The sequence below is a fragment of the Nocardia abscessus NBRC 100374 genome (genome assembly GCF_000308455.1).
GTDB classification, from domain to species: domain Bacteria; phylum Actinomycetota; class Actinomycetes; order Mycobacteriales; family Mycobacteriaceae; genus Nocardia; species Nocardia abscessus.
Genome location: NZ_BAFP01000139.1, coordinates 62,606 through 86,713 on the forward strand (window position 1 = coordinate 62,606; position 24,108 = coordinate 86,713).

At 69.6% G+C, this 24,108-nt stretch carries 29 protein-coding genes; 16 read left to right on the plus strand and 13 right to left on the minus strand.

The features are described from left to right. Positions 1-56: 56 nt before the first annotated feature. Positions 57-1,151: a UDP-N-acetylmuramate dehydrogenase gene (locus ON19_RS27805; protein ID WP_372478649.1), complete on the minus strand. Its 1,095-nt coding sequence runs from the start codon at positions 1,149-1,151 to the stop codon at positions 57-59. A gap of 86 nt (positions 1,152-1,237) precedes the next feature. On the opposite strand from ON19_RS27805, the gene ON19_RS27810 reads away from it, so the two are divergent. The 3 genes from ON19_RS27810 to ON19_RS27820 all read left to right on the plus strand — a co-directional run bounded on the left by ON19_RS27810 (position 1,238) and on the right by ON19_RS27820 (position 3,142). Next, complete coding sequence (locus ON19_RS27810; protein ID WP_043699640.1) at positions 1,238-1,723, plus strand: DUF2505 domain-containing protein; 486 nt, start codon at positions 1,238-1,240, stop codon at positions 1,721-1,723. A 121-nt stretch (positions 1,724-1,844) separates the two neighbouring features. Then, complete coding sequence (locus ON19_RS27815) at positions 1,845-2,366, plus strand: DUF2505 domain-containing protein (RefSeq protein WP_043699084.1); 522 nt, start codon at positions 1,845-1,847, stop codon at positions 2,364-2,366. Next, positions 2,336-3,142: an SAM-dependent methyltransferase gene (locus tag ON19_RS27820; RefSeq protein WP_083899669.1), complete on the plus strand. Its 807-nt coding sequence runs from the start codon at positions 2,336-2,338 to the stop codon at positions 3,140-3,142. The genes ON19_RS27815 and ON19_RS27820 overlap by 31 nt, the downstream gene beginning before the upstream one ends. Positions 3,143-3,165: 23 nt before the next feature. Here the strand turns inward: ON19_RS27820 and ON19_RS27825 are convergent, their stop codons facing one another. After that, the gene (locus ON19_RS27825; RefSeq protein ID WP_043699085.1) at positions 3,166-3,774 is read right to left on the minus strand and encodes a hypothetical protein; all 609 of its coding nucleotides are present in this window, start codon (positions 3,772-3,774) and stop codon (positions 3,166-3,168) included. Between the two features lie 99 nt (positions 3,775-3,873). Here ON19_RS27825 and ON19_RS27830 point away from each other — a divergent pair, with 99 nt between their 5' ends. Further along, entirely contained in the window at positions 3,874-4,596 is a 723-nt protein-coding gene (locus ON19_RS27830) for an LmeA family phospholipid-binding protein (protein WP_051169372.1), read from the plus strand. An 83-nt stretch (positions 4,597-4,679) separates the two neighbouring features. Here ON19_RS27830 and deoC read toward each other — a convergent pair whose 3' ends face one another. After that, the gene (gene deoC, locus ON19_RS27835) at positions 4,680-5,348 is read right to left on the minus strand and encodes a deoxyribose-phosphate aldolase (protein ID WP_043699087.1); all 669 of its coding nucleotides are present in this window, start codon (positions 5,346-5,348) and stop codon (positions 4,680-4,682) included. A 158-nt stretch (positions 5,349-5,506) separates the two neighbouring features. Between deoC and ON19_RS27840 the strand changes: the two genes are divergently transcribed. After that, positions 5,507-6,067, plus strand: coding sequence for a GNAT family N-acetyltransferase (locus tag ON19_RS27840; protein WP_043699648.1), 561 nt, complete (start codon positions 5,507-5,509; stop codon positions 6,065-6,067). A 140-nt stretch (positions 6,068-6,207) separates the two neighbouring features. Beyond that, the gene (gene purU / locus ON19_RS27845) at positions 6,208-7,098 is read left to right on the plus strand and encodes a formyltetrahydrofolate deformylase (protein WP_043699089.1); all 891 of its coding nucleotides are present in this window, start codon (positions 6,208-6,210) and stop codon (positions 7,096-7,098) included. A 27-nt stretch (positions 7,099-7,125) separates the two neighbouring features. On the opposite strand, the gene ON19_RS27850 is transcribed toward purU, so the two are convergent. The 5 genes from ON19_RS27850 to ON19_RS27870 all read right to left on the minus strand — a co-directional run bounded on the left by ON19_RS27850 (position 7,126) and on the right by ON19_RS27870 (position 11,260). Next, entirely contained in the window at positions 7,126-8,169 is a 1,044-nt protein-coding gene (locus tag ON19_RS27850) for an alpha/beta fold hydrolase (RefSeq protein WP_043699091.1), read from the minus strand. Positions 8,170-8,261: 92 nt separating this feature from the next. Next, the gene (locus tag ON19_RS27855; protein WP_280474403.1) at positions 8,262-8,552 is read right to left on the minus strand and encodes a DUF2516 family protein; all 291 of its coding nucleotides are present in this window, start codon (positions 8,550-8,552) and stop codon (positions 8,262-8,264) included. Positions 8,553-8,634: 82 nt separating this feature from the next. Further along, positions 8,635-9,318 (minus strand): heparin-binding hemagglutinin, encoded by a 684-nt coding sequence (locus ON19_RS27860; protein ID WP_043699093.1) that lies wholly within the window; start codon positions 9,316-9,318, stop codon positions 8,635-8,637. After that, positions 9,315-9,821: a helix-turn-helix domain-containing protein gene (locus tag ON19_RS27865; RefSeq protein WP_043699095.1), complete on the minus strand. Its 507-nt coding sequence runs from the start codon at positions 9,819-9,821 to the stop codon at positions 9,315-9,317. The genes ON19_RS27860 and ON19_RS27865 overlap by 4 nt, the downstream gene beginning before the upstream one ends. Before the next feature lie 104 nt (positions 9,822-9,925). Continuing rightward, positions 9,926-11,260, minus strand: a complete 1,335-nt coding sequence (locus tag ON19_RS27870) for a DUF445 domain-containing protein (protein WP_174377738.1) — start codon at positions 11,258-11,260, stop codon at positions 9,926-9,928. Between the two features lie 221 nt (positions 11,261-11,481). Between ON19_RS27870 and ON19_RS27875 the strand changes: the two genes are divergently transcribed. From ON19_RS27875 to ON19_RS27890, 4 genes are all read left to right on the plus strand, one after another. Beyond that, on the plus strand, positions 11,482-12,165 hold the full coding sequence (locus ON19_RS27875) for a TetR/AcrR family transcriptional regulator (protein ID WP_043699097.1): 684 nt from the start codon (positions 11,482-11,484) through the stop codon (positions 12,163-12,165). A gap of 219 nt (positions 12,166-12,384) precedes the next feature. Then, on the plus strand, positions 12,385-13,797 hold the full coding sequence (locus tag ON19_RS27880) for an ABC1 kinase family protein (RefSeq protein WP_043699099.1): 1,413 nt from the start codon (positions 12,385-12,387) through the stop codon (positions 13,795-13,797). Between the two features lie 36 nt (positions 13,798-13,833). Next, positions 13,834-15,084: a saccharopine dehydrogenase family protein gene (locus ON19_RS27885; protein WP_043699100.1), complete on the plus strand. Its 1,251-nt coding sequence runs from the start codon at positions 13,834-13,836 to the stop codon at positions 15,082-15,084. Between the two features lie 8 nt (positions 15,085-15,092). Next, complete coding sequence (locus tag ON19_RS27890; RefSeq protein WP_227954490.1) at positions 15,093-15,746, plus strand: class I SAM-dependent methyltransferase; 654 nt, start codon at positions 15,093-15,095, stop codon at positions 15,744-15,746. A gap of 50 nt (positions 15,747-15,796) precedes the next feature. Here ON19_RS27890 and ON19_RS27895 read toward each other — a convergent pair whose 3' ends face one another. Beyond that, positions 15,797-16,372 (minus strand): TetR/AcrR family transcriptional regulator, encoded by a 576-nt coding sequence (locus ON19_RS27895; RefSeq protein WP_043699102.1) that lies wholly within the window; start codon positions 16,370-16,372, stop codon positions 15,797-15,799. Positions 16,373-16,471: 99 nt separating this feature from the next. Between ON19_RS27895 and ON19_RS27900 the strand changes: the two genes are divergently transcribed. Continuing rightward, positions 16,472-16,903: a tautomerase family protein gene (locus ON19_RS27900; RefSeq protein ID WP_043699659.1), complete on the plus strand. Its 432-nt coding sequence runs from the start codon at positions 16,472-16,474 to the stop codon at positions 16,901-16,903. Between the two features lie 87 nt (positions 16,904-16,990). Continuing rightward, positions 16,991-17,542: a dihydrofolate reductase family protein gene (locus tag ON19_RS27905; RefSeq protein ID WP_043699104.1), complete on the plus strand. Its 552-nt coding sequence runs from the start codon at positions 16,991-16,993 to the stop codon at positions 17,540-17,542. A gap of 148 nt (positions 17,543-17,690) precedes the next feature. Here ON19_RS27905 and ON19_RS27910 read toward each other — a convergent pair whose 3' ends face one another. Continuing rightward, positions 17,691-17,882, minus strand: coding sequence for a hypothetical protein (locus ON19_RS27910; RefSeq protein WP_043699106.1), 192 nt, complete (start codon positions 17,880-17,882; stop codon positions 17,691-17,693). Between the two features lie 63 nt (positions 17,883-17,945). After that, positions 17,946-18,692 (minus strand): GntR family transcriptional regulator, encoded by a 747-nt coding sequence (locus tag ON19_RS27915; RefSeq protein ID WP_043699107.1) that lies wholly within the window; start codon positions 18,690-18,692, stop codon positions 17,946-17,948. 182 nt (positions 18,693-18,874) lie between these two features. On the opposite strand from ON19_RS27915, the gene ON19_RS27920 reads away from it, so the two are divergent. The 4 genes from ON19_RS27920 to ON19_RS27935 are packed head-to-tail and all read left to right on the plus strand — an operon-like array spanning position 18,875 to position 21,576. Further along, the gene (locus tag ON19_RS27920; RefSeq protein WP_043699109.1) at positions 18,875-19,267 is read left to right on the plus strand and encodes a hypothetical protein; all 393 of its coding nucleotides are present in this window, start codon (positions 18,875-18,877) and stop codon (positions 19,265-19,267) included. A gap of 39 nt (positions 19,268-19,306) precedes the next feature. Beyond that, entirely contained in the window at positions 19,307-19,972 is a 666-nt protein-coding gene (locus ON19_RS27925; protein WP_227954491.1) for a hypothetical protein, read from the plus strand. Beyond that, positions 19,969-20,694, plus strand: coding sequence for an ESX secretion-associated protein EspG (locus tag ON19_RS27930; protein ID WP_043699111.1), 726 nt, complete (start codon positions 19,969-19,971; stop codon positions 20,692-20,694). Before ON19_RS27925 ends, ON19_RS27930 begins: the two co-directional genes overlap by 4 nt. A gap of 33 nt (positions 20,695-20,727) precedes the next feature. Continuing rightward, positions 20,728-21,576, plus strand: coding sequence for a polyphosphate kinase 2 family protein (locus tag ON19_RS27935; protein WP_043699113.1), 849 nt, complete (start codon positions 20,728-20,730; stop codon positions 21,574-21,576). A gap of 118 nt (positions 21,577-21,694) precedes the next feature. On the opposite strand, the gene ON19_RS27940 is transcribed toward ON19_RS27935, so the two are convergent. Together ON19_RS27940 and ON19_RS27945 are read right to left on the minus strand one after the other, a co-directional pair. Next, positions 21,695-22,558 (minus strand): LLM class flavin-dependent oxidoreductase, encoded by an 864-nt coding sequence (locus ON19_RS27940; RefSeq protein WP_043699114.1) that lies wholly within the window; start codon positions 22,556-22,558, stop codon positions 21,695-21,697. 153 nt (positions 22,559-22,711) lie between these two features. Then, complete coding sequence (locus ON19_RS27945) at positions 22,712-24,043, minus strand: carboxylesterase family protein (protein WP_043699116.1); 1,332 nt, start codon at positions 24,041-24,043, stop codon at positions 22,712-22,714. Between the last annotated feature and the right edge of the window lie 65 nt (positions 24,044-24,108).

The window sequence follows — 24,108 nt, forward strand, 5'->3', positions numbered from 1 at the left end:
ACGCGCGGCGCGCGGTCCGATCCGTCGCCGCAGCGTGTGGTGTCGACCTCAGCGCGTCAGAGCGTGACACCGACGGTGACCGGTTCCGGCTCCAGTGTGATCCCGAAACGCTCGGCCACGCCGTCGCGCACCGTCCTGGCCAGCGCCACCAAGTCGTCCGCGGTGGCGTGGCCGCGATTGGTCAGCGCCAGTGTGTGTTTCGTCGACAGCCGGGCGGGCGCCTCGGCGCCGGGGAAGCCCTTGGCGAAACCCGCCCGCTCGATGAGCCAGCCCGCGGAGAACTTCACGCCGTCCGGCGCCGGATAGGTCGGTACCGTGGCATCGCCTACGTGTGCGGCGATCGCGGCGCGCACCTGCGCCACCCGATCCGGCGCGACCACCGGGTTGGTGAAGAACGAGCCCGCGCTCCAGGTGTCGTGGTCGGTGGGATCGAGCACCATGCCCTTGCCCGCGCGCAACCGCAGCACCGCGTCCCTGACCTGTGCGGCAGGCCGGGACTCGCCGTCCGCCGCGCCCACCGCCGTGGCGAGTTCGCCGTACCGCAGCGGCACGCTGGAACCGTCGGCGCGCAGCGCGAAGTCGACCGCGAGCACGACGGCGTCGTCGCGGTGCTTGAGCACGCTGGTGCGGTAGCCGAACCCGAGTTCGCCGGGCTCCACCCAGCGGATCTCCCCACTCGCCCGGTCCAGCAGGCGCACCCGGCGCAGCAGGTTCGCCACCTCCGCGCCGTAGGCGCCCACGTTCTGCACCGGCGTCGCGCCCGCGGAGCCGGGAATGCCGGACAGGCACTCCAGCCCGCCGAGTCCGGCGGCGACCGTCGCACCCACCACGTCGTCCCAGTTCGCGCCCGCCTCCGCGACCACACCACCGTCGCCGATCTCGACGCCGGCGGTGGCTACCCGCACCACCACGCCGTCGAAGCCGTCGTCACCGACGAGCAGATTGGAGCCGCCCGCGAGCAGCAGCACCGGGACGCCCGCCGCGTCCAGCGCGCGCACTGTCGCGACCAGCGCTTCGGTGGTCGCGCACTCGGCGAGCAGGGCGGGGCCGCCCACTCGCAGCGTGGTCAGCTCCGCCAGCCGCACGTCGGCGCGCAGCCGCGCACCGGTGCCGGCGAGGAGGTCCGACGGCACCACTCGTGAAGTTCGCACGCCACACGGTAGCGTGCAGTGCACTGCACGAGGACGGCTGCTGGCCGCTCGTGCAATTCGTGCGGCGCACGGTAGCGTGTGGAGCCATGGCTACACCGCTGGCGTACACGGCCCGCTACTCCCATCCGCCCGCCGCGGTACGCGCGGCATTCGCCGACGAGCAGTTCTGGAAGGATCGGATCGCGGAGGTCGGCGGCCCCGGCGCCCGGCTCGAGTCGATCACCGTCAGCGGCGACCAGGTGCGTGTCGAGATGGTGCAGGCCATCGCCGCCGAGAAGCTGCCGCCCGCGATCACCGCGGTGCGCCCCGGTGATCTGACCATCCCGCGCGTCGAGGACTGGACCGGGGATCACGCCACCTTCGAAGCCCGCGTCGACGGCGCGCCCGCCGAGGTCCGCGGGACCATCACGCTGACCGCCGACGGCTCCGGCACCGTCGCCACGACCGACGGCACCATCGAGGTGAAGATCCCGCTGTTCGGCAGCAAGATCGAAAAGGCGATCGCCGAGCACCTCACCGAGTTGCTGAAGAACGAGGCGGAATTCACCGGCAACTGGCTCGCCTCGCACTGATCCGGGCCGCGCGGACGCGCACTGTGCGACGTCACACTGCGCGGTCCGCGCGTTCGTGTCCCGTCCGCACTCCACCCGCCCGTCGAGGTCGGCGCCACCGGACCCAGTAACGTGTGAGCCCATGGCACGTCGATTGGACTACTCCGCCCGCTATCCGCTGCACACCACAAAAGAGCTGTACGCGGCGCTGTCGAACCGCGACTACTGGGATGCGCGGATGGAAGAGATGCGGAAGTACTCCCCCGGCAACCAGGTGGTCCGGCTGGAGGCGGGCGACGGCGGCATCGACGTCGAACTGCACCACATCCTTCCCCGCGACATGCTGCCGGAGATCGCCCAGACGGTCATGCGCAAGGACATGGTGATCACCCGCAAGGAGACCTACAGCCCGTTCGCCCCGGACGAGATCACCGGGAAGTACTCCGCGTCCATTCCCGCCGGGCCGGGCAGCCTCGGCGGCACCATCCGCCTGTTCCCCACCGAGACCGGCTGCACCATGCGCTTCTCCTCGGAGGCGAAGGTGTTCATCCCCATGGTCGGACCGCGCCTGGAACAGCTGATGCTGGTGAACCTGGTCGACCTGTTCCGCGGCGAGGCCGAGTTCACGGTCAAGTGGCTGGAAGAACAGCACCCCACCCGCTGACCAAACCGGTCGGCACCATCACCCGTGGCACCACCGCCGTCAACCGCCTCCGCCGCAGCGACCGCTGGCTGATCAACGACGAACTCGTCGCCGACCGGCTGGGCGGCGCGCCCGATCCGCTGGTGGTCGACCTCGGGTACGGCGCCAGCCCGTGGACCACGTTCGAGCTGGCCGCGCGGCTGCGCACGGTTCGCGCGGACGTGCGGGTGGTCGGACTCGAGATCGACCCGCAGCGCGTGGTCCCCGGCCGCGACGGCGTCACCTTCGCACGCGGCGGATTCGAACTGGCCGGGCTGCGGCCTGTGCTGGTGCGTGCCTTCAACGTGCTGCGGCAGTATCCCGAATCAGCGGTCCCGGAGGCGTGGTCGACCGTTCTGGCCGGGCTGGCGCCGGACGGCCTGCTGGTCGACGGCACCTGTGACGAATTGGGCAGACGCAGCGCGTGGGTGCTGCTCGACCGGAACGGACCGCGCTCGCTCACGCTGGCCTGGGACCCGTTCACCGTCGAGCGCCCCTCCGATCTCGCCGAACGCCTGCCGAAAGCGCTGATCCACCGCAACGTTCCCGGTGAACCGATCCACGCACTGCTCGCCGCCGCGGATCGTGCCTGGGCCCACGCCGCGCCGATGGCGCCTTTCGGTCCGCGCGTCCGCTGGCGCGCGACGGCGCAGGCGCTGCGCGCGGAAGGTTTCCCGATCCGCCACTATCGTCGCCGGCTGCGCGACAATGTGCTCTCGGTGCCGTGGCCGGCCGTCGCGCCACTCGGCACGAGCTGACCGGCACGCCTCCGCGCGTTTCGTCACGCTACGGCAAGCGCTCGGTACACCCGTTTCGCCGCACGCGGCGACAAGCGCGCCCCCGCGTCGGTGATCTCCGCGCCCGCACACCGGTGGATGGCGACCGCGTCGGCGACCACCTCGTTCAAAGCGGCCTGCCCGATGTCGCCCTCTGCCAGGTCGAGCACCGTACGCACCGGTGTCGTCACCAGGAAGGGGCCCGCCGACTCCACCTCGGCGCCTGCCAGCGCGCGGCGCACGATTACCAGCCGCGGCGTCACCGGCGGACGTCCCGAACGCACCGACAGGTGCAGGAAGCGCGGGCACAGGCTGCCGAGCCCGTGCAGTTCCGCCGCGCTGTGGTGGGAGACCACCGACGCGCCGTCGAACCAGGCCGCCCACATCGCGTATTCGTCGAGCGGACCTTCCGGCCACCCGGCGAACCGCAGCATGCCGACCCCCGCCCTGGTCACCGAACCGTCACCGAGGGCCGCCCGAACTCGCGCCCCACACCCCGTGCGCAGCACCTGCCGAGTTGTGAAGAAACCGGCGTGCCGACCGGCCCAGCGGCGCAGAACGCGCCATCCTTGTTCCGCGGATCCGATCGCGCGGCTTGCCACATCGCCAGCCATGGGCATCAGGCTACGCTCGGTTTTTGTGCCTCATGTCACATTCGAACCCCTCACCGCCTCCACAGAGACGGCTCAGAAAGGTCGGGAAGAATTTTCGCCATGAGTACGAACGCACCCTCCACCTCGACGATCAAACGCCGGCCCCTGCTGATCGCCCTGACCGTGGTAGCGATTCTGCTCGCCACGGTCCTGGTCGGCGGCGAGGCATACGCCAGACACACGGTGTCGAGCTGCATCAGCTCGCAGTTCGAGAAAGAGATGGGGTCGAAGATCGACGTGAGCTTCGGTCCCAAGCCGATGCTGATCACCTGGATCGATGGCAAGGTGCCCTCGGTGAAGGTGAACAGCAACGACACCAAGTTCGGCCCTGCCGTCGGCATGGTGGTGCACGCCGTCTTCCATGACGTCGACGTCGCCGACTCGAACGGCACCGTGATCGACAGTTCCTCCGCCGACGTCACGTGGAGCAACGAAGGCATCAAGGAGACCCTCGGTGGCATGGTCAGCAGCGTGAGCTCCTCGGCGAGCTCGGGCATGCTCACCCTGTCGGTGCTCGGCGGCCTCGCCGAGCTCCAGCTGAAGCCGCAGATCATGAACGGGGCGGTGCAGGTGGAGACGATGTCGGCCGAGTTGCTCGGCATCGGCCTGCCCTCCGACCTGGTGCAGAGCATCGTCGACATCTTCACCGAGAGCCTGCAGAGCTACCCCCTCGGCATGACGGCGACCGAGCTCGAGGTCACCGACTCCGGCGTCGCGGTGCAGCTGGCGGGTGGACGTACCCAGCTCGAGCCCGCGAGCGACAACTCCGACGCACGCTGCTGAACGCGCGCCAGCGCAACGTCTTCGAACCTCGCGCAGGCGCTCCGGGGCGAACCGGATGCCCGTCAACGGGTTTCGGCTGCCGGTCAGGGCGGGAAGCCGTCGAGCACCTCGCGGGATTTCGACAGGCCGAGCCGGGTCGCGCCCGCGGCGATCATCTCCGCCGCGGTCTCGGCGGTCCGGATGCCACCGCTGGCCTTGACGCCGAGCCGGGGACCCACCGTCTCGGCCATCAGCCGCACCGCGTGCGCGCTCGCTCCGCCCGTGGGATGAAATCCCGTGGAGGTCTTCACGAAATCGGCTCCCGCGCGTTCGGCGACCCGGCACACCTGCACGATCGCGTCGTCCGGCAGCGCGGCGGATTCGATGATCACTTTCAACAGCGCCCGGTCGCCGATCGCTTCGCGCACCGTGACGATGTCGGCGAGCACCGCTGTGTAATCGCCCGCGCGCGCCGCTCCGACGTCGATGACCATGTCCACCTCGGCGGCGCCCTGGTCCACCGCGAGCCGCGCCTCCGCGCCCTTCACCAGCGAATGGTGTTTCCCCGAGGGGAATCCGGCGACCGTCGCGACCACGAGCCCGGGCGCGCGCACCGGCAGCATGGACGGCGACACACAGATCGCGAGCACGCCCATCGCGCGCGCGTCTTCGATCAGCGTGTCGACGTCGGCGCGCGACGCCTCCGGGGCGAGCAGGGTGTGATCGATCATGGCGGCCACTTCGGCCCTGGTCAGCGACGTGGAACTTGCCATGGGGTGAGAGTCTGGCACACCGGACGCGAATTCCGTTGCGCGCCTGGCTGCACTTCCCGCACACTCGTAACTGATGGCGCATCGGAGAACGTGACGCCACGGTCGACCGACCGACCGACGTGTGCGGATGGGCCTACTTCGTTCGGGAGGAGACGACAGTGCTGATCCGTCGCGAACGCGCCGACGACATCGCTGCGATCGCGGCGGTGCATCGCAGCGCATTCGCACCGCACTATGCCCGTGCCGACCACCCCGATGGCGCCGGCCTGTCCGGCGACCGGGGCAGCGCGGATCCGCCGGAGGTGGGTCTCATAACGCAGTTGCGCAGTGACGAGGGCTGGATACCGACGCTGTCGCTGGTGGCGATCGAGCACGACAGCGTGGTCGGCCACCTGTGCCTGACCCGAGCCACGGTCGGCCCGTTCCCCGTGCTGGCGCTCGGCCCGATCGGCGTCCTCGCCGACCATCAGGGCGCCGGAGTGGGCTCGGCTCTCATGCACGCGGCCCTCGGCGCCGCCGACGCGCTCGACGAACCGCTGATCGGCCTGCTCGGCAGCCTGGAGTATTACCCGCGCTTCGGTTTCGTCCCCGCCGCCCGCCTGGGCATCACACCGGACGATCCCGCCTGGATCAGCCACTTCCAGGTCCGGTCCCTGTCGGCCTACGACTCCCAGATCGCCGGCGAATTCCATTACGCGGAGCCGTTCTATCACCTCTGAGCGCCACCGCCGGGCACGGATCGTGTGCCGCCTAGCCGACCGGCGTTGCGAACGGCCCGACCTGGCGTCCCCTCGGCACCTGCCGATCGCTGGGCGAAGGTGCGGCAAACGCCGCGCGGCGCACCTGGGAGGATGAACTCATGAGTTCCGCTCCACCCGTTCAGGACGACCGCCGCTACGTGCTGACTCTCGGCTGCCCGGACCGTCCCGGCATCATCGCCGGGATCACGTCGTTCATCGCCGAGTTCGGCGGCTCGATCGTGGAGGCGGGGTATCACTCGGACCCGGATACCGGCTGGTTCTTCACTCGCCAGGCGATCAAGGCGGGCACGGTGCCGTTCGGGCTCGCGGAACTGCGCGACCGGTTCGCCGCGGTGGCGGCCGGCCTCGGTCCGGCGACCGAATGGCAGCTGCTGGACTCCGGGGCGCGCCGCCGCGCGGTCCTGCTGGTCAGCAAGGACGGTCACTGCCTGCACGACCTGCTCGGACGGGCCGCCAGCGGTGAGCTGCCCGCCACCATCGAGGCGGTGATCGGCAACCACCCGGATCTGGCGGCGATGACGGAGGCGCACGGGGTGAAGTTCCATCACGTGCCGTTCCCGAAGGACCCGGCCGAGCGCGGTCCCGCTTTCGAGGAGGTCCGCGCCCTGGTGGACGCGCACGACCCCGACGCGGTGGTGCTGGCGCGGTTCATGCAGGTGCTGCCCGCCGAACTGTGCGAGCACTGGGCGGGCAAGGCGATCAACATCCACCACAGCTTCCTGCCCTCGTTCGTCGGCGCTCGCCCGTACCACCAGGCGTTCGCCCGCGGCGTGAAACTGATCGGGGCCACCTGCCACTACGTGACCGCGGAGCTGGACGCGGGCCCGATCATCGAGCAGGACGTGATCCGCATCGATCACGCGGACGAAGTGCGCGACATGGTCCGCCAGGGCCGCGACATCGAGCGGGTGGTCCTGGCGCGCGGGCTGCGCTGGCACCTGGAGGGCCGCGTCCTGGTGCACGGCCGCCGGACGGTCGTCTTCTCCTGACCGACGCGCGAACGCGGCGTCGGCCGGTCAGCCCGCGAGGTCGGCGCGGGCGCGCTTGCCCACCGCGGCGAGCAGGCGCCCGAGTTCCTCGTTGAACCGCTCGTAGGCCTCGACATTGCCGAGATGGCCGGTCGGCAGCACCTGGTAGCGCATGAGACTGCCGGTCCGCCGGAGCATCTCGACGATCCGCTCGGAGTGGACCGGCGGCGTCATGTCGTCGAATTGTCCCGACAGCACCGTCGTTGGCACTACGAGGTTGCGCGCCGACTCCCCCACATCCATCGCGGCGAGCAGGAAACCGAACTTGGAGCGCACCCAGGCCGGGCACGACCGCACGATGGCCATGCTGAATTCCAGCAGCTCGCCTTTGGCCGCGGTGCTGAGGATCTGGCGCGCGAACAACCAGCGCACCGGCGCGATGGGCGGGAAGACGATCGGTGCGCCGAGCCCCAGCCTGCCGAACAGGAACGGCAGCGGCACCTTCAGCTGCAGCAACCGCCACGGCCGGTTCAGCAGCGGGACCACGGTGGTCTCCAGGATCAGCCGGTCGGCCGCGGTATTGGTGAGCAGCACCGCGAGCGCCTGCCGCGCGACCCGCTCGGGATAGCGTCCGGCCCACGCCTGCAAGGTCATGCCGCCGAGACTGTGGCCGACCAGCACGGCCCGCTGTCCGGGCGCGAGCGCGGCGTCGAGCACCGCGGCCAAGTCGTCGGCCAGCAGGTCCGTGGTCAACCTGCTCGACCCGTATTCGCTCTCACCGTGGCCGCGCTGATCGTAGGCGATCACCCGGTAGTCGCCGGCGAACGCGTTGATCTGCGGATGCCAGTATTCGAGGCAGCAGGTCCAGCCGTGGACGAGCACGATGACCGGGCGATCGGACGGCCCGTAGGCGTGTACGCGCAGCTGGGCGCCGTCACCGGTCCGGACCGGGATCACCTCGCGCGGCGCGGTCGGGGGGTTGAACGCCGCGGTCCGGTAGGTACGCGAACGCAGGTCGGCGCTGTGCGCGTCGCGCAAGCTCCGGAGCAGTCCCGGGAAGCTCGTCAACGCGGTCGGCAGCAGGGCACGCATCGGACACTCCTTTGTGTTACTGCTAGATACAGTAACCCCGATTCGCGCCGCTTGCTAGTGCAAGCACCCTTACCAGACGACGAACTGCCCCCTCACCAGCGCGGACCCCGCTGCACCTCATCCACCTTCGGCCGAACGTCGGCCAGGTAGATGCCCGTCGCGATGATGGCCGCGAAGGAGAGCAGTCCGAGACCCGCCGGGAAGAGGACGAGCACGAGCACAGCCGCCCCGAGAATCCCCAGCCAGATCGGCTTGGTCAGCTTGTCCACCGCGGTGAACGCGTCCGGACGCTGACGCACGGCGTGGATCAGCGCGAAAATCGTCGCACCGAGCGCCGCCAGCCACAGCACCAGCAGGATCATCCCGGTCAATCCGTGCACCATGTTCACGCCACCCATCATAGAAGCAACGCCCCCGTACACCAGGGGTGTACGGGGGCGTCGGGCGGCGTCAGCCGCGGGCGGTTCAGGCCTTCTTGGGAGCGGCCTTCTTCGCGGGAGCCTTCTTGGCGGCGGTGGGGGCGGCCTTCTTGGCCGGAGCCTTCTTCGCCGCGCCGTTCGTGTCGGGAGCCGGGGTGGACTCGGTGGTCACCTCGACGACCTCGGCCTCGACGACCGGCGCCGGGACGACCTGCGCCTCGGCCTCGATCTCGGTCTCGACCTTGGCCGGACGGCCGAGCAGCCCGTTGACGCGCTCGAACACGTCCTCGGCGCGGCTCACCGCGTCGCCGTAGATGGTCTCGACCTTGCCGATCCGATCCTCGACGAGGTGGTTGGCGCGCAGCCGCTCGATGGCCTCCTCACCGCGTACGGCGAGGTCGGCGTAGATGTCGAGCGCCTGGCGGTAGTACTTCTCGGCCAGCGTCCGCAGCTCCTCGGCGGTGAACTTCTCGCGCAGCTCGGCGAGGTCGTCCGGAAGCTCCGACGGCAGCCCGGCCAGCCGCTCGCGCAGCGACTCGAACTGGGCCTGGACGTCGGCGGGAACGTTGGCGAAGCGCTCGCGCGCCTCCTCCACCCTGGTCTGCACCTCGGTCGTGGCGGCACGCTCGCGCACCTGCGCGACGACGTCGTTCACGGCGGTGTAGAGAGCGTCACCCGCGCCGACGGTGGCGAGCAAGGGCTTGGTGACGGTGGCGTTCTTCTCGGTCATGGTGTTTCGTTCTCCTGGCGTGGCGGAGTTTCGGTTGTCGTGCGCGGAACGTCGCTGTCCCATACGTCCCCCCCTGCCTCGTTTCCTCCGTTTTCCCGGCGAAACGATTCATAGATGTCCAGCAGCACCTGCTTCTGCCGCTCACTGATCGATGTGTCGGCAAGCAGGGCGTCCCGGACCGGACTGTGCGGCCGCTGCTCGAGATAGCCAGCCCGTACGTACAAGACCTCCGAGGAGACCCGCAGCGCTTTCGCGATCTGCGTGAGCACTTCGGCGGACGGATTGCGCAGTCCGCGCTCGATCTGACTGAGGTACGGATTGCTCACCCCCGCCAGCTGGGCGAGTTGACGCAACGAGACTTGCGCGGCTTCTCGCTGCGCCCTGATGAAGCCTCCGATGTCGTGCGCCGCGCTGACGACGCGACCCCCTCGTTCGCCGACTCCGGGCGAGTGCTCGTCCGGTCTGTCGGTGTACTCGGCGGAAACCTCGGGCTGGTCTGCCATCACTCACCTTCTGGCGGTTGTACGGGTTCGAGTCTAGGTCAGGGTGCTAGCTATTGCAAGCAGTCTGCTAGCAGTGTTTCGGCAAACGTTCCGCGTGCCGGGGATCAGCCGCCGAACATGAGATGGGAAATCGTGTAGATCGCCAGTCCGGCAAGCGAACCGACAACGGTTCCGTTGATCCGGATGAATTGCAGATCGCGGCCCACTTGCAATTCGATCTTCTTGCTTGCTTCCTCGGCATCCCACCGGGCAACCGTGTCGGTGACCAGGGTGCTGATCTCGCCCGCGTAGTTCTCCACCAGGTAGCGAGCGCCGCGGTCGATCCAGCCGTCGACGTTGGCGCGCATGTCCGCGTCGTCGCGCAATCGCTCGCCGAGCTGCTGAACGTTCTCGGCGACCTTGCGCCGCAGCGTGCTGTTCGGGTCGTCGGCGGATTCCAGGATCAGCCGCTTCGCCGCACGCCAGGTCGCCGAAGCCAGTCCGGTGATCTCCTCGCGACCCATGATCTGCGCTTTGATGCGCTCGGCCTTCTTGATCATGGCGTCGTCGAATTGCAGGTCCGCGGCGAATTCCTCCAGGAACCGATTCGCGGCGAGGCGAACCTCGTGCTCCGGATCGGACCGGACTTTCCAGGTGAACTCGACAAGTTCCCGGTAGATGCGTTCGGAAAGCAGAATGTTGACGAATTTCGGCGCCCACTGCGGCGCGTCCCGCAGCACGATCCGATCGATGGTCTCCTGTGAGCCGAGCGCCCACTGGTGCGCGCGCTCGGCCAGCAGATCCAGCAGCGCCAGCTGCCGGTTGTCGGCGAGCAGTTCCGCCAGCACCCGCCCGATGGGCGGGCCCCACAGCGGCTCGGCGATCCGCTTGACGATGGTGTTGTCGATGACCTGCTCGACGTCCTCGTCGCGCAGCACACCGACGACGGCCCGCAGGATCGTCGAACTCTCCTGCGCCACCCGGGCGGCATGACCGGGATCGGCCATCCACCGCCCGACCCGCCAGGAGACCTGCGCGGAGTTCACCTTGGCCGACACCACTTCCGGCGCGAGGAAGTTCGTGCCGACGAAGCTGCCGAGACTGGCGCCGAGCTGGTCTTTCTTGCGGCGGATGATCGCCGTGTGCGGAATCGGCAGGCCGAGCGGGTGACGGAACAGGGCGGTCACCGCGAACCAGTCCGCCAGCGCGCCCACCATGCCCGCCTCGGAGGCGGCGCGCAGGTAGCCGACCCAGTCGCCGCCCGCGCCGCGCGATTCGGTCCAGCGGCAGAACAGGTAGATCAGGGTCGCGAGGCCGAGCAGGCCGGTGGCGAGCGCCTTCATCCGCCAGAGGTCACGACGCTTGGCCGCCTCGTCGAGCACGGCGGCCAAGCCGAAGGGCGCGGCGGCAGGCGCGGCCGGGGCGTCCAGCACCGCGGTGTTGCCGGGAGCTTTCTCCATACCTCCCATTCTGCTGTGCGCGGCGAAGTGGGCGAGCGGACGAGTGGATATGAACACAACCGACGCGCCCGGCACTGTGGTTCCTACCGCATCCGGGCTCAAACGCGTATATCACCGGTAGCGGGGACCTAAGCTGGTAGCCACCGGAGAAAAACATACGAACGAGGGAGCCCACGCTGTCCACCGAAGACCTTGTCGATATCGGCGAGCGACCGTCGGCGGTGCGCGGCGGCCGGATGGACGGCCGCAAGCGCCGGTGGCGGCAACACAAGATCGATCGGCGCGAAGAACTCGTCGACGGCACCCTGGCCGCGGTGCGCGCCCGGGGCAGCAACGCGGGCATGGACGAGATCGCCGCGGAGATCGGCGTGTCCAAGACCGTGCTCTACCGCTACTTCTCCGACAAGAACGACCTGGTCCACGCGACGATGCAGCGGTACATCGAGACCACGCTGATGCCCCGGGTGTACGGCGCGATCAGCCTGGACGCCGACGAGTACCAGCTGGTCCGCTCGGCGCTGGCCGAGTACGTCGGCACGGTGGACGAGGACCCGGAGGTCTACCGGTTCATCATGGGCAACGGCTCGGCGGACCAGTCCTCGCTCGCGGAGTTCGAGAAACTCTTCGCCGAGGTGGTGTGCGCGGTGATCACCGAGCGCGCCAAGGAGCGGGGCGTCGAGACCGAGGGTGCGGCGCTGGCCTCGTACGTGCTGGTCGGCGGCATCCAGCTGGCGACGCACTGGTGGACCACGAACAAGTCTTTGTCGCGCGAGCACGTGATCGACTACCTCACCATGCTCGCCTGGAGCGCCATCGAGGGCATGGCCCGCGCAGGCGGTTCCCCCGCGGTGTTCAACGCGCAGACGCATGTGCTGCCCGGCCCCGAGACGCCCGCGCAAGGCTGATCCTGGCCGCGGGCACGGGTGCTAGCTGGACTGCTTGCTGAAGTTCACGCGCGCTCTCGACTTTGCCGAAACGTTGGTTAGTCTGAATCCGAGCGGTGCGCCGAGTGCGCTGCGTCACCGCCGGCGCCGTACGTGACGGCGGTCCGCGCCGGACCTCACGGTCCCGGCCACCGCCCGCGCGTCCGTCGCTCCGACCGCGGCACCAACGGAGGTACCTCGATGGCGAAGCAAGTACCGACCTCTCGGCTTGCTCGTGGCACCAAGCTGGGTGCGGTAGCAGCCAGTTCGGTGCTCCGCACCCAGCGCACGCGGTTGACCATGCGGGGCAGATCCGAGGCCGTCCGGGCGAAGATGGCCGAGGAATCCATGATTCGCACCACCGAACAGGTGGTCATGGTGCTGGGCACCATGAAGGGCGTCGCCATGAAGCTCGGCCAGATGATGTCGGTGCTCGACCTGGATCTGGTTCCCGAGGACCACCGGGAGCGTTTCCAGAAACGCCTGGCGGTGCTGCGCAACGCGGCGCCGACGGTCTCCTTCGCGGCCATGCGCCAGGTGATCGAGGAGGATTTCGGCAAACCGCTGGACGCGATCTTCGCCGAGTTCGACGCCGAGCCGGTCGCCGCCGCCTCGATCGGCCAGGTCTATCGGGCGCGGCTGCACGACGGCCGCCAGGTCGCGGTGAAGGTGCAGTACCCGGGCATCGACGTCGCCGTGCGCGCGGACCTGAAGAACCTCGCCATGTTCCGGCGCGTGCTGCAGTCCGCGATGCCGTGGGTGACGCCCGCGGTGCTGGACGAACTGCGGCTGAACATGGAGGCCGAACTCGACTACCGGGCCGAGGCGGCCACCCAGTTGCAGATCGCCGAGATCTACGCCGCGCACCCGTTCGTCATCGTGCCGCGCTCGCTGCCGGAGTTGTCCACCACGCGGGTGCTGGTCACCGAGTACGTGGAGGGCAAGGGCTTCGAGGAGATCCGGCAGTTGCCCCCAGAGCAGCGCGACCGGATCGGCGAGATCATCTACCGGTTCTACGTGGGGTCGCTGTTCACCTTCAACGAGTTCTGCGGCGACCCGCACCCCGGCAACGTGCTGCTGGCCGCGGACGGCCGGGTGGGTTTCCTGGATTTCGGATTGTTCAACCGGATGGACCCCGAGCACGTGCAGTTCGAGCTGGTCTGCCTGCGCGCCGCCGCGGAAGAACGGGCGGAGGATCTGCGCGAGTTGATGATCCAGCGCGGCGTGATCGATTCGCCGCAGGAGATCGGCGCCGAGGAGTGCCTGGAATACGTGCTGGCCGCCTCCGAGTGGTGCCTGGTGGACGAGGAACTGACCATCACCCCCGAGCTGGCCAGCGGCGCGTTCCTGCTCGCCGTAGACCCGAGGGCCAGCGAGTTCACCGGCATGAAGCAGCAGAATCTGCCGCCCGAGCACCTCTTCTCCCGCCGCGCCGATTTCCTCACCTTCGGCATGCTCGGCCAGCTCGGGTGCACCGCGAACTGGCATCGCATCTCGCGGGAATGGCTCTACGACGAACCGCCGGTGACCGAGCTCGGCCGCGCGCATCACGCATGGCTCGCCGAGCGGCCGCAAGCCGCGCCGCACCGGGCGCGCAAGAAGACCACGAAGTAGCCGACGACCGGCGACACGACCGCAGAACGGAAGACCATGGCAGACACTCGGGAATTCGACCTAGTCCTCTTCGGCGCCACCGGCTTCGTCGGCAAGCTGACCGCACAGTATCTCGCCGGAGCCGCACCGGAATCCGCCCGGATCGCGCTGGCGGGGCGGTCGCTGGACAAACTGACCGCCGTGCGTGACGGTCTCGGGCCGAAGGCGGCGAATTGGGGCCTGGTGGTAGCCGATTCGACCGACCGGACCGCGCTGGACGAGCTGGCCGCGCGCACCAAGGTCGTCGTCACCACCGTCGGCCCGTACCTGCGCTACGGGATGCCGCTGGTGGCGGCCTGCGCCGCGAACGGAACCCACTACGCCGACCTCACCGGTGAGCCGCTGTTCATCCGGGAGGCCATCGACGCCCATCACGAACAGGCCGCCGCGACCGGCGCGAAGATCGTGAATTCCTGCGGCTACGACTCGATTCCGTCCGATCTGAGCGTTTACCGGCTCTACCGCCGCACGGTGGAGGACAACACCGGTGAGCTCGTCGACACCACGCTGGTGGCTTCGCTCAAGGGCGGCGTCAGCGGCGGCACCATCGATTCCGGCCGCGCCATGATGGAGGCGGTCGCCGCCGACCCGGCCAAGGGCGCGGTGCTGGCGCACCCGTATTCGCTGAGCCCCGACAAGTCGATGGATCCCGACGTCGGCCGCCAGTCCGATCAGGCGCTGTCCCGGGCGAGTGCCATCGACCCGAGCCTGGACGGGTGGGTGAGCACGTTCGTCATGGCCGCGCACAACACCAAGATCGTGCGCCGCACCAACGGGCTGCTCGGTTGGGTGTACGGCAAGAACTTCCGCTACCGCGAAGTGATGAGCGCCGGGAGGTCGCGGGTGGCTCCGCTGGTCGCGGCGGGCGTGGCGGGCGGCATCGTGGTGGGCCTGACCGCGGGCGCGCTGCTGTCGCGGGCGTCGGCGGGCCGCAAGCTGCTGGACCGCGTGCTGCCCAAGCCGGGCACCGGGCCCGATGAGAAGGCCCGCACCAGTGGTTGGTTCAGCATGAAGACCTTCGCCCACACCACCTCGGGCGCGAAGTACGTGGCCACCTTCGCGGGCACCGGCGACCCGGGCTACCAGGCCACCGCGGTGCTGCTCGGCGAGAGCGGCCTGTGCCTGGCATTCGACACCGACAAGCAACCCGAACTCGCGGGCGTGCTCACACCGGCCGCGGCGATGGGCGACGCGCTCACCGACCGGCTGCGCGCGGCGGGCATGACCATCACGGTCGAGCGCGCCTGAGGAACGCGATGGCGGTGAACCTCGCACGGAAGACGATGAACGCCCCGGCGCTCGCCGCGGTGTACGAACGAGCCTGGCGGCCGACGCTGTTCTATCTCGCCAGCGGCCGCACCACCGCGGCGGACCGGCGCGACGCGGTCGCCACCCTGCGGCTCGGCGGCGCGCAGAAGGTGCTCGACATCGCCTGCGGGCCGGGAAATTTCACCAGGCACCTGAGCGAAGCGCTGTCCGGCGACGGCTACGCGATCGGCCTGGACTATTCCGAGCCGATGCTGGCGCGCGCCGTCGCCGACAACGCCGGACCGCGCGTCGGGTACCTGCGCGGCGACGCGCGCGCCCTCCCGTTCGCGGACGGCACCTTCGACGCGGTCTGCTGTTTCGGCGCGCTCTACCTCATTCCCGACCCGCTCGTCGCCGCCCGCGAGATGATCCGCGTGCTCGCCCCCGGTGGCCGCATCGCGATCACCACCAGCCACCGGGCCGCCAACCCGTTCGGCGACGTGAGCCGCGTGGTCGGCGGTTGGAGCGGACTGCGGGTGTTCGGCACCCGGACTTTCCCGGCCCTCTTCGCCGAACACGGCTTGGTGGAGATCGACCAGCGGGTCCATCGCCTGCTCCAGTACCTCAGTGCGACGAAACCCGCTGCCGCGGCCGGGCACTGAGCTGTTACACGCGATCAGTGCGCTGGCTGCGCACCCGAACCGGGGGATGATCATCCCGCGGTGACCGCCCGGATCAGGAATTCGAGCCTGTCCACGGTCTGATCGAGCGGGCGGGTGCTGCGTTCGGCGCGGCACATCGCCACCGTGCCCTCCACCGCGGCCACGATCAGGGTGGCGGTCTGCTCGGCATCGATGTCGCCGGCGCCGTGCTCGCGCAGCGACCGCGCCAGCAGCCCGGTCCAGTTCTCGAACGCGGCCGCGGCGGCCCGCTGGGGCCGGTCGTCGTCACCCGGGTCTTCGACCGCCACGGCGAGCACCGGGCAACCCGCCTGGAAATCGCTGTCCAGCACGACCTTTCGCCACATGTCCGCGAACGACCGCAGCCCGGCGACCGGCCCGGCCGACAGGCCCTTGGCGAGTTTGCGGGCGGCCAGCGCGTCGGCGAACCGCACGGCTTCGGCGGCCAGCTGCGCTTTGCCGCCCGGAAAGTAGTGGTAGGTGGAGCCCAGCGGCGCCTGGGCGTGCTTGGCCAACTCCCGCACACTGGTCGCGTTCAGGCCGCGGCGGCGGATCATGTCGGCCGCGCCTGCCACCATCCGCTCGCGCGCCTGCGGCGTCTCTGCCATCGCTTCTCCTCCCCTGTCCATGACGACTGTCATAGCGTACCGTGCAGGTGTTATAACGGTCGTTATAGACGACGGCTTCCGTTCCGAATGGAGTTCGACATGCCGATGATCCAGCTGACCCTGCCCGCCGGAGTCCTGCCCGCCGGTACCCGCGCCGCACTGCGCGAGACACTCGCGGCCACCTTGCTGAGGTGGGAGGGAGCGCCCGACACGGCCTTCTTCCGCGCGCTGGCGTGGACCCGCATCGATGAGGTCCCGGCGGACGCTTTCGGCAGCGCCGAGGACGAGTTGCCGCGATTCCGGGTCGACGTCACCGTACCCGCGGGCGCGCTGTCCGATCGCCGCAAAGCGGGGCTGATCCAGGAGGTGACCGCGGACGTCTCGGCCGCGGCGGGACTGGGCGACACCGAAGGCTTGCGCGTGTGGGTGCTCGTCCACGAACAGCCCGAAGGCACCTGGGGCGCGGCCGGGAACGTGGTTCGCTTCGCGGAGCTTGCCGCCTTGGCGAAGGGACAACGCGCTGATGCGTGAGCTGTAGTTCCTCCGCGCCTGGGCACCGTGAGGTGGATCGTGGAGGCACTCCGATGAGTTTCGAGGGAGTAGGAGGTCTACCCGGTTATGAGGAAACTGATCTACGGGTTCAGCGTGTCCCTGGACGGCTACATCAACGACCGCGACGGCAGGATCGACTGGACCGACCCGGACGAGGAGCTGCACCAATTCCACAACGACCGCTACCGCGAGATCGAGATCTCGCTGCACGGCCGTCGCCTGTACGAGCTGATGGCCGAGTACTGGCCGCACGTGCCCGAGGACGCGCCGCGCATCGAGCGTGAGTTCAGCAGGCTCTGGACCGAGAAGCCGAAGGTCGTCTTCTCCCGCACGCTCACCGAAGTCCACTGGAACAGCACGCTGATCAGTGAGAACGCGGTCGAGGAGGTCCGCAGGCTCAAGGCCGCAGGCGATGGCGTCATGGAGGTCGGCGGCGCGAGCCTCGCGGCCTCGCTGCTGCCACACGGGCTCATCGACGAGTACCAGCTGTTCCTCTTGCCCGTGGCGCTCGGCGGCGGCACACCGCTGTTCCCGCCGCTGGACAAGCGCATCGGGCTCCGACTGGCCGAGACGAGGCACTTCAATACCGCGGTGATGCTGCGCTATCTCGCCGACTGAGATCCGTTCAACCGCAACAGCCCCGCTACGCCACCGTGTTGCTCATTTTGAGCAGGACCAGTTGGAGCATCCCTCGGACCATGGCGCTTGGGTTCGCATCGGCTCCCGCATGTCCGCACGGGCACATGGCGAGACAGCATTCGGAACGTCAAGGGGTGGGTGGGGCTGAGCCGAGGTCGACCATGCGATGGAGGATGGCGGGGGCCAGGGCCAATTCGAATTCCGTACCGCTGCTTTCGAAGACGAAGGCGAGGTAGTCGTTATGCGGTAGCGGGGCCCGGCGGACCGAGCAGTGCTCCCCCACGATCAACCAGCCGCCGATGGTCAACTGATCGGACATCGCCACTCCCCACCCCTTCGACACTTCCGACAAGTGGACTATGCCAGTTGCGGCCGAGCGGTGTCAACGGCGGAAATCGGCCGCTGAGCTGGTGAAATACTCCTGCTGGATGATTCCGTGGCCGGGTGGGTGGATGATTTCGCGGTACTCGAGCGCGACGTCGCGGGCATCCAACCCGATGCGGTGCACGACCAGCACCGCCGACGGACCCGAGAGCTCGAGATGGCGACGCTCGTCGTCGGTGGCCAGCCGAGCGCCGACGCTCTCGCGCACGACCGCGGTGACGCGTCCGATCGCGGCTTCCACGTATCTCGAGACGCCACCGGGTACTGGCTCCGAGCGGAGCAAGGGAGCGGCGGCATCAGCGAACGCGCCGGGGAACCAGCAGGTGATGAGCCTTGCCGACCGGGAACCCGCCGCGCACAGCGCCTTTCGCACGATCACCGTGCTCGCCTTGGGCAGGCCGAGCGCGTCGGTCACCTCCTGCGGTCCTTCGAGCACCTCCGCTCGCAGCACGGTCACCGATTCACCTGCGGCAGAGGGCGCTCCGTATCGCGGGGCGTGCTCCCGTATCAGCGCCGAGCGTTCGGCCACATAGGTGCCCGATCCACGACGCGATCGCACGATTCCCTCCTGGCGCAATGCGTTCAGCGCCTTGGCCGCCGTAGGGCGGGCCACCTTCCAGCGTGCGGCGAGTTCGCGCTCGGACGGCACCTCGGCGCCGGGTGCCAGCTCGCCACGCTCGATCAGCTCGCGCAGATGTCCCGAGATCTGCAGGTATTTCGGCACTGCGCCACGGATTTCGGCCACCGGTCCCCTTCCCCTGCGGACACCGCCCCTCGGACCGCTGGCCAGTGTAACAACGGCGGATCGGGTCACCGGGGATGCCACACAAGCCTGCGCCGACGCGGTCCGCCGTCTTGTACCGAGCGGTAAAGTGCGAGTCCAGTACAGCGCGGTACGAACAGGACCGAGCGGAAGGGGGCTTCCACGTGGCGGTACCGGATACCGGACAGGGGACGGCACGAGAGCTGTACGCGGCGGCCGTCGGAGCGGGCGGGGGCGAACCGTTCGAGCTGGACACCGCGGTCGCGGAGAACCTCGCCGCCGCCTGCGACAAACTGGTCGACGATCTGCGTCGCGCGATGACCGGCGAACATCTCGTCACCGACGTGACCGGCTTTCCCGACCTACCCACCGGCCACGGGCTCACCCGCGGATTCGCCGACAAAGGGCGGCAATACCTGGACACCCTCACGGCGTTCCAGGAGACCGCGCTGCTGTTCAAGGCCGCGTATCTCGCCGCGGCCAACCGGCTGGCCGACGCCGAGGCGGCCAATCAGGCCGCGCTGCGGCTGATCACCGAGTACCTGGAGCCCCGGTGAGCACATGCCGGCGCGCCGGGACCGACTGAGGGGGCGAGGATGGCAGACTCCGCGGCACGCGCAGCCGCCGATGGCATCCGGCAGGAGCTGGCCGGATTCACCGACGGGGCGACCGATCCCGCTTACGCACCGGACCGGGAGCTGTTCGGGGCTTATACCCATCAGCAGATCTGGGACCTGGTGCACGAGACCCTCGATCCGGCGGCACTCGGCCGGATCGCCGAGGCATGGCAGGCCAACGCCACCGCGGTGGCCGAAGCGTTCCAAGCCTTCTCCGATGCCACCAACCGGGAATTCGCCCGCTGGTCCGGCCGGGCAGCCGACGCCGCCGTGGGCGCGACCAGGCAGTTCGTCCGCGCGGGCGGGGACGCGCAGGACGTGTGCCGGGCGGTCGCGCGGCTGATGGAGTTGAATAGCGATGCCGCGCAAACGGTCCGGGGCGCTATCGCGCCGCCGCAGCGGTATCGGCCGCTCGCTGACCCGGCCGCCGAAGCGGTTTACGGTGGAAAACGTAGGATGGAACACGACAGTGCGGCGGCAGACATCGAGGCGGATGTCCGGGACACGATGACTTACGTCTACACCCCGACGATGCCCGCCACCGGCGACCACGTTCCCCAGTTCCCTCGGCCGCACGAAGGTTCGGCGGCCGACAATGCCACACCGGCCGACCCGGACGCCGTCCGCGGAGGCGGCGCGCGGTGAAATGGGTGCTCAGCCCGGACGAGTTCACGCATGTCTGGACGAACGAAACGAGCCTGGACCGCAGGCCCTACCCGGTCAATATGGTCCCCTCGGCCACGGTGCGCACCGAATCGGAGTACCACGCCCTCGGTCTGCCGCAGCGCTTCGCCCGGCAGGCTGATCCGGACCTGGCCGCCGCGCTGATGCTGTGCGCGCGCAACGACGCCACCACCATCACCGTCTCCGGCGAACGCACCGCGCTCCCGCGCAACGGCAGCGACGCGGAAACCGAACGAATTCTGGCTTTCGCCGCGGTGGTGCACAATCACGCGGGCATCCTGGTGGCCACCCCCGACCGGGTGACCGTGCAGATGTGCCACGCCCGCGCCGTGGGCGAACGCCTGGTGCACATCATCGGGTCCGCGCGGCCGGGCAAGCTCGCCCCGATGCGCGAGCCGCAGGATGCCGTGCTGAGTCCGGACCGCACCGAGCCGTTCGTCACCAATGGTCACCGCGGCGCGGCGAAATTCCGTCAAACCCTGCGCAAGCCGGTGGACGGACGCGGCTTCATCACCGTCACGGTGGAGCCGGAGAATCCGATGTCCCCGCCCACCCGCCACCGCACTTGGCTGGACTTCACCGGCGACGGGCGCTACCTGCTCACCACCGCGCACGATCTCACCCTCGCCCCCGTGTCGGACGAGGAGTTCGCCGCCCACCTACTACGCCTCGCACAAGTCTGACCACCGGGAAGTTCGCGGGGTTAGGTTTACGGCATGCCGAAGCACTGGACGGTCCCGCCTACCGAGGCACTGAGAGCCGACGGCCTGCGGGTCGCCGAGCTGGACACCTCCGCGATGCCGGGATTCACCGGCGCCAAGAAGGCCGGGGCCGCGCTGCTCGCCGAACGCAGCCTGGTGCTGTCGGATCTCCAGGAGAAGCTGTACGCCAACGGCCGCTCCGGCGGTGATCGGCGCAGCGTCCTGCTGGTGCTGCAGGGCATGGACACGGCGGGCAAGGGCGGCATCGTCCGGCACGTCATCGGCTCGGTCGACCCGCAAGGCGTCGACCATGCCGCGTTCGGCGTGCCGACACCGGAGGAACGACGCCATCACTTCCTGTGGCGCATCCGCAAGGCACTGCCGCGCGCCGGTCAGCTCGGTGTCTTCGATCGCTCGCACTACGAGGACGTACTGGTGGTGCGGGTGCACAACCTCGTGGCGCCGACGGTGTGGGAACCGCGCTACGAGGAGATCAACGCGTTCGAGCGCGAATTGGTGGACGAGGGCACCACGCTGGTGAAGGTGGCCATGTTCGTCTCGCTCGACGAACAGAAGAGGCGCCTTGCCGAGCGACTGGAACGACCGGACAAATTCTGGAAGTTCAACCCGTCCGACATCGACGAGCGCGCGTTCTGGCCCGCCTACCAGGAGGCGTACCAGGCGATGCTGGACCGCACGTCCACCGAGTACGCCCCCTGGCACGTCGTGCCCGCCGACCGCAAGTGGTTCGCCCGCCTCGCGGTCACCGAATTGCTGATCACGGCGCTGGAGCGGCTCGAACTCGACTGGCCCCCGCCGCGGTTCGACGTCGAGCAGCAGAAGCGGCGGTTGGCACGAGCCTAGGTCGGCGCGGGTCGGCGCGTTCCCGGTGACGGGGCCGCCGAGCGCCGCGCCGGTACCGAACCGCGGTGCACTGGAACGGGTGAATCCGGCGCGATGGCCGCGGCCGAGCGCCGCAGGCTCACGGGATCAAAGGCCGGACCTGCTCGGCGACGAACCGGAGATAGGCGGCGGGATCCGGATCGTCGGCGGTGGTCTGTAGTACGACGGTGTCGGCGCCCGCTTCGGCCAGCATGGTGGCGGCCGCCGCGATCGCGTGCGCGTCACCCGCCACGCCCGCACCCGGCGCATGCGCGGAGGTGCGTTCGGCGGCCAGGCGGGCTTCGGCATCCGGGCCGGTGACCGCGAGCAGGTTCGCCACCACGTGGTGGCGGTCGGTGCGCCCGGCCGCGGCGCGCCCCTCGTCGATCAGGGTGCGTGCGGCCCGGACGCCGTTGGCATCGGTGATCGAGTCGAGCAGCGTGCCGTCGGCGTGCTCGCCGGACAGCCGGATCGAGCGCGGACCGCGCGCGCCCGCGTAGACCTTCGGCGGTGTCGTGGGCGGCCAGTCCAGCGCGACGGCGTCGAGATGCACGTAGCGGCCCGCCACGGTGACCTGCTCACCGGCCAGCAGAGCGCGCAACGCGGCAAGGTGCTCGCTCAGCAAGGTCACCGGCGACTCGACGCGTGCGCCGACCTGTGCCATCCAGCTCTGCACGCCGTGCCCGACGCCGAGAATCAGCCGGTCGGGAAACAGACGATGCAGCGTCGCCGCCTCCATGGCGGTGAGCGCGACATTGCGCAGCGGCACGGGTAGCAGCCCGATACCGACGCGTACCCGGTCGGTCCAGGCGAGCGCGGCCGCCGCGCAGGCGATCCCGCTCTCCAGAAAGCAGTCCTCCCACAGCCACAGCTCCTCCAGTCCCGTCGCTTCGGCCATGTCGGCCGCCGCACGCAGCAGTTCGGGCGGATTCTGCGGACGGAACACGGCACCGAGAACAGTCATCCCACTTTCCTACCCGCTGCGCTCGGCGGATGCGGATCTATCGCGCGAGGACGTCCGGTGCCACCCCGGTAGTCGGCCGGTTCCGCACAGTTCGCCCGCCTCCTACGAGACGGCCCGCGCCGACGAACCGGGCCGACGGAGCCGTGAGCGCGCTCAGGGCAGCTGCCGCACGGAACGCGAACCCGGTCGGTGCGGCGTCCAACCGGTGTCGGCGATCCGCCCGGTGCGCACGAATTCGCCCCAGTAGCCGCGGGTTCGGTGGCCGAGCGCGTCGATTTCCGCCACCGTGAGTGGCGCGAGCATCGGGGCGGTGTGCCAGGTGTCGCCGTCGGCGAACAGCAGCGGCAGATCGATGCAGTGGCAGGCGCCGTACGGATTCGCCGGGTGGAGCTGCCCCATCCGGTAGCAGTACACGCGCGCCCCGGCATCGACCAGTTCGTCGGCGAAGCGGAACAGCCCGTGCTCGAACGCCTTTCGCCCGATCAGGCGCTGCACCGCCATGTCGAGCCGGGCGCCGATCACCGGCAGCCGCCGTAGCCTGCCGAAGACCGGATGCGGGCCGCCGTAGAACGCCCGCGCCTCCTCGGCCGTGCACCCGAGCAGCACCGGCAGATCGCCGGCCGCGTCCCGCACCGCTGACCGCCACGCGTGCTCGTCGGGCAGCGGTCCGGCGTCGGCCACGGGCAAGAAGGGTGGCGCCGGGTTCACCGCGCCGGGTCCGGCGCACCGCCGCACGGTGCGGCCCTGCGCCGCGAGCAGTTCGGGTACCGGCGCGGTGAACGGATCGGCGTCGAGTTCGGCGAGGAACATCGCGCCCACCCGCTCGGCCTGCCGGTGGCTGTGGAATCCGACGCCGAACGGCGCGCTCTGCACGATCGCCCCGGCGAACAGCGGCCGCGCCTCCGCGATCCCCAGCAGCGCGACGACCGACTGCGCGCCGGCCGACTGCCCCGACACGGTGACGCGCTCGGGATCGCCGCCGAACTCGGCGATGTGCTCGCGCACCCAGCGCAGCGCCGCGATCTGGTCGCGCAGGCCGAGATTGCCCGCCGAGACGCCCGGCGCGCGCAGGTATCCGAACAGGCCCAGCCGATAGCTCACCGAAACCACGACCACGCCGGTCTCGCCGGCGAGCCGGTCCGCGTCGTACAGATTCCACTGCCCACTGCCCGCCAGATAGGCGCCGCCGTGCAACCACACCAGTACCGGACGGTTGCCCGGCTGCGCGCCCACGGGGGCGGTGACGGTGAGCGCGAGGCAGTCCTCCGACTGCTCCAGCGGCTCCGCCCGCCCCATCACGCTCTCCAGCCGCCCGGGCAACTGCGGCGCCATCGCGTACCGGCGCGTCGCGTCGTACACCCCGTCGAGCGCCGCGACGGGCTCCGGCGCGGCGAATCGCTCCGCCCGCGCGTAAGGAATCCCGCGAAATACCGCGACCTCGCCACGGGCTTCGCCCCGCCAGCGCCCGGAGACCACGTACTCCATGCCACTCCACCTCCTATCGCAAGTCGACTTGCGATAGTGCCACGCTAGAGGCCATGCCGACACAA

Bases quoted from the DNA above. Each gene is read 5' to 3' on its own strand.
- ON19_RS27810 (WP_043699640.1), top strand. From the start codon at position 1,238: ATGGCTACACCGCTGGCGTACACGGCCCGCTACTCCCATCCGCCCGCC.
- ON19_RS27815 (WP_043699084.1), top strand. From the start codon at position 1,845: ATGGCACGTCGATTGGACTACTCCGCCCGCTATCCGCTGCACACCACA.
- ON19_RS27825 (WP_043699085.1), bottom strand. From the start codon at position 3,774: ATGGCTGGCGATGTGGCAAGCCGCGCGATCGGATCCGCGGAACAAGGA.
- ON19_RS27830 (WP_051169372.1), top strand. From the start codon at position 3,874: ATGAGTACGAACGCACCCTCCACCTCGACGATCAAACGCCGGCCCCTG.
- deoC (WP_043699087.1), bottom strand. From the start codon at position 5,348: ATGGCAAGTTCCACGTCGCTGACCAGGGCCGAAGTGGCCGCCATGATC.
- purU (WP_043699089.1), top strand. From the start codon at position 6,208: ATGAGTTCCGCTCCACCCGTTCAGGACGACCGCCGCTACGTGCTGACT.
- ON19_RS27850 (WP_043699091.1), bottom strand. From the start codon at position 8,169: ATGCGTGCCCTGCTGCCGACCGCGTTGACGAGCTTCCCGGGACTGCTC.
- ON19_RS27855 (WP_280474403.1), bottom strand. From the start codon at position 8,552: ATGGTGCACGGATTGACCGGGATGATCCTGCTGGTGCTGTGGCTGGCG.
- ON19_RS27860 (WP_043699093.1), bottom strand. From the start codon at position 9,318: ATGACCGAGAAGAACGCCACCGTCACCAAGCCCTTGCTCGCCACCGTC.
- ON19_RS27865 (WP_043699095.1), bottom strand. From the start codon at position 9,821: ATGGCAGACCAGCCCGAGGTTTCCGCCGAGTACACCGACAGACCGGAC.
- ON19_RS27870 (WP_174377738.1), bottom strand. From the start codon at position 11,260: ATGGAGAAAGCTCCCGGCAACACCGCGGTGCTGGACGCCCCGGCCGCG.
- ON19_RS27880 (WP_043699099.1), top strand. From the start codon at position 12,385: ATGGCGAAGCAAGTACCGACCTCTCGGCTTGCTCGTGGCACCAAGCTG.
- ON19_RS27885 (WP_043699100.1), top strand. From the start codon at position 13,834: ATGGCAGACACTCGGGAATTCGACCTAGTCCTCTTCGGCGCCACCGGC.
- ON19_RS27890 (WP_227954490.1), top strand. From the start codon at position 15,093: ATGGCGGTGAACCTCGCACGGAAGACGATGAACGCCCCGGCGCTCGCC.
- ON19_RS27895 (WP_043699102.1), bottom strand. From the start codon at position 16,372: ATGGCAGAGACGCCGCAGGCGCGCGAGCGGATGGTGGCAGGCGCGGCC.
- ON19_RS27900 (WP_043699659.1), top strand. From the start codon at position 16,472: ATGCCGATGATCCAGCTGACCCTGCCCGCCGGAGTCCTGCCCGCCGGT.
- ON19_RS27905 (WP_043699104.1), top strand. From the start codon at position 16,991: ATGAGGAAACTGATCTACGGGTTCAGCGTGTCCCTGGACGGCTACATC.
- ON19_RS27910 (WP_043699106.1), bottom strand. From the start codon at position 17,882: ATGTCCGATCAGTTGACCATCGGCGGCTGGTTGATCGTGGGGGAGCAC.
- ON19_RS27925 (WP_227954491.1), top strand. From the start codon at position 19,307: ATGGCAGACTCCGCGGCACGCGCAGCCGCCGATGGCATCCGGCAGGAG.
- ON19_RS27935 (WP_043699113.1), top strand. From the start codon at position 20,728: ATGCCGAAGCACTGGACGGTCCCGCCTACCGAGGCACTGAGAGCCGAC.
- ON19_RS27940 (WP_043699114.1), bottom strand. From the start codon at position 22,558: ATGACTGTTCTCGGTGCCGTGTTCCGTCCGCAGAATCCGCCCGAACTG.
- ON19_RS27945 (WP_043699116.1), bottom strand. From the start codon at position 24,043: ATGGAGTACGTGGTCTCCGGGCGCTGGCGGGGCGAAGCCCGTGGCGAG.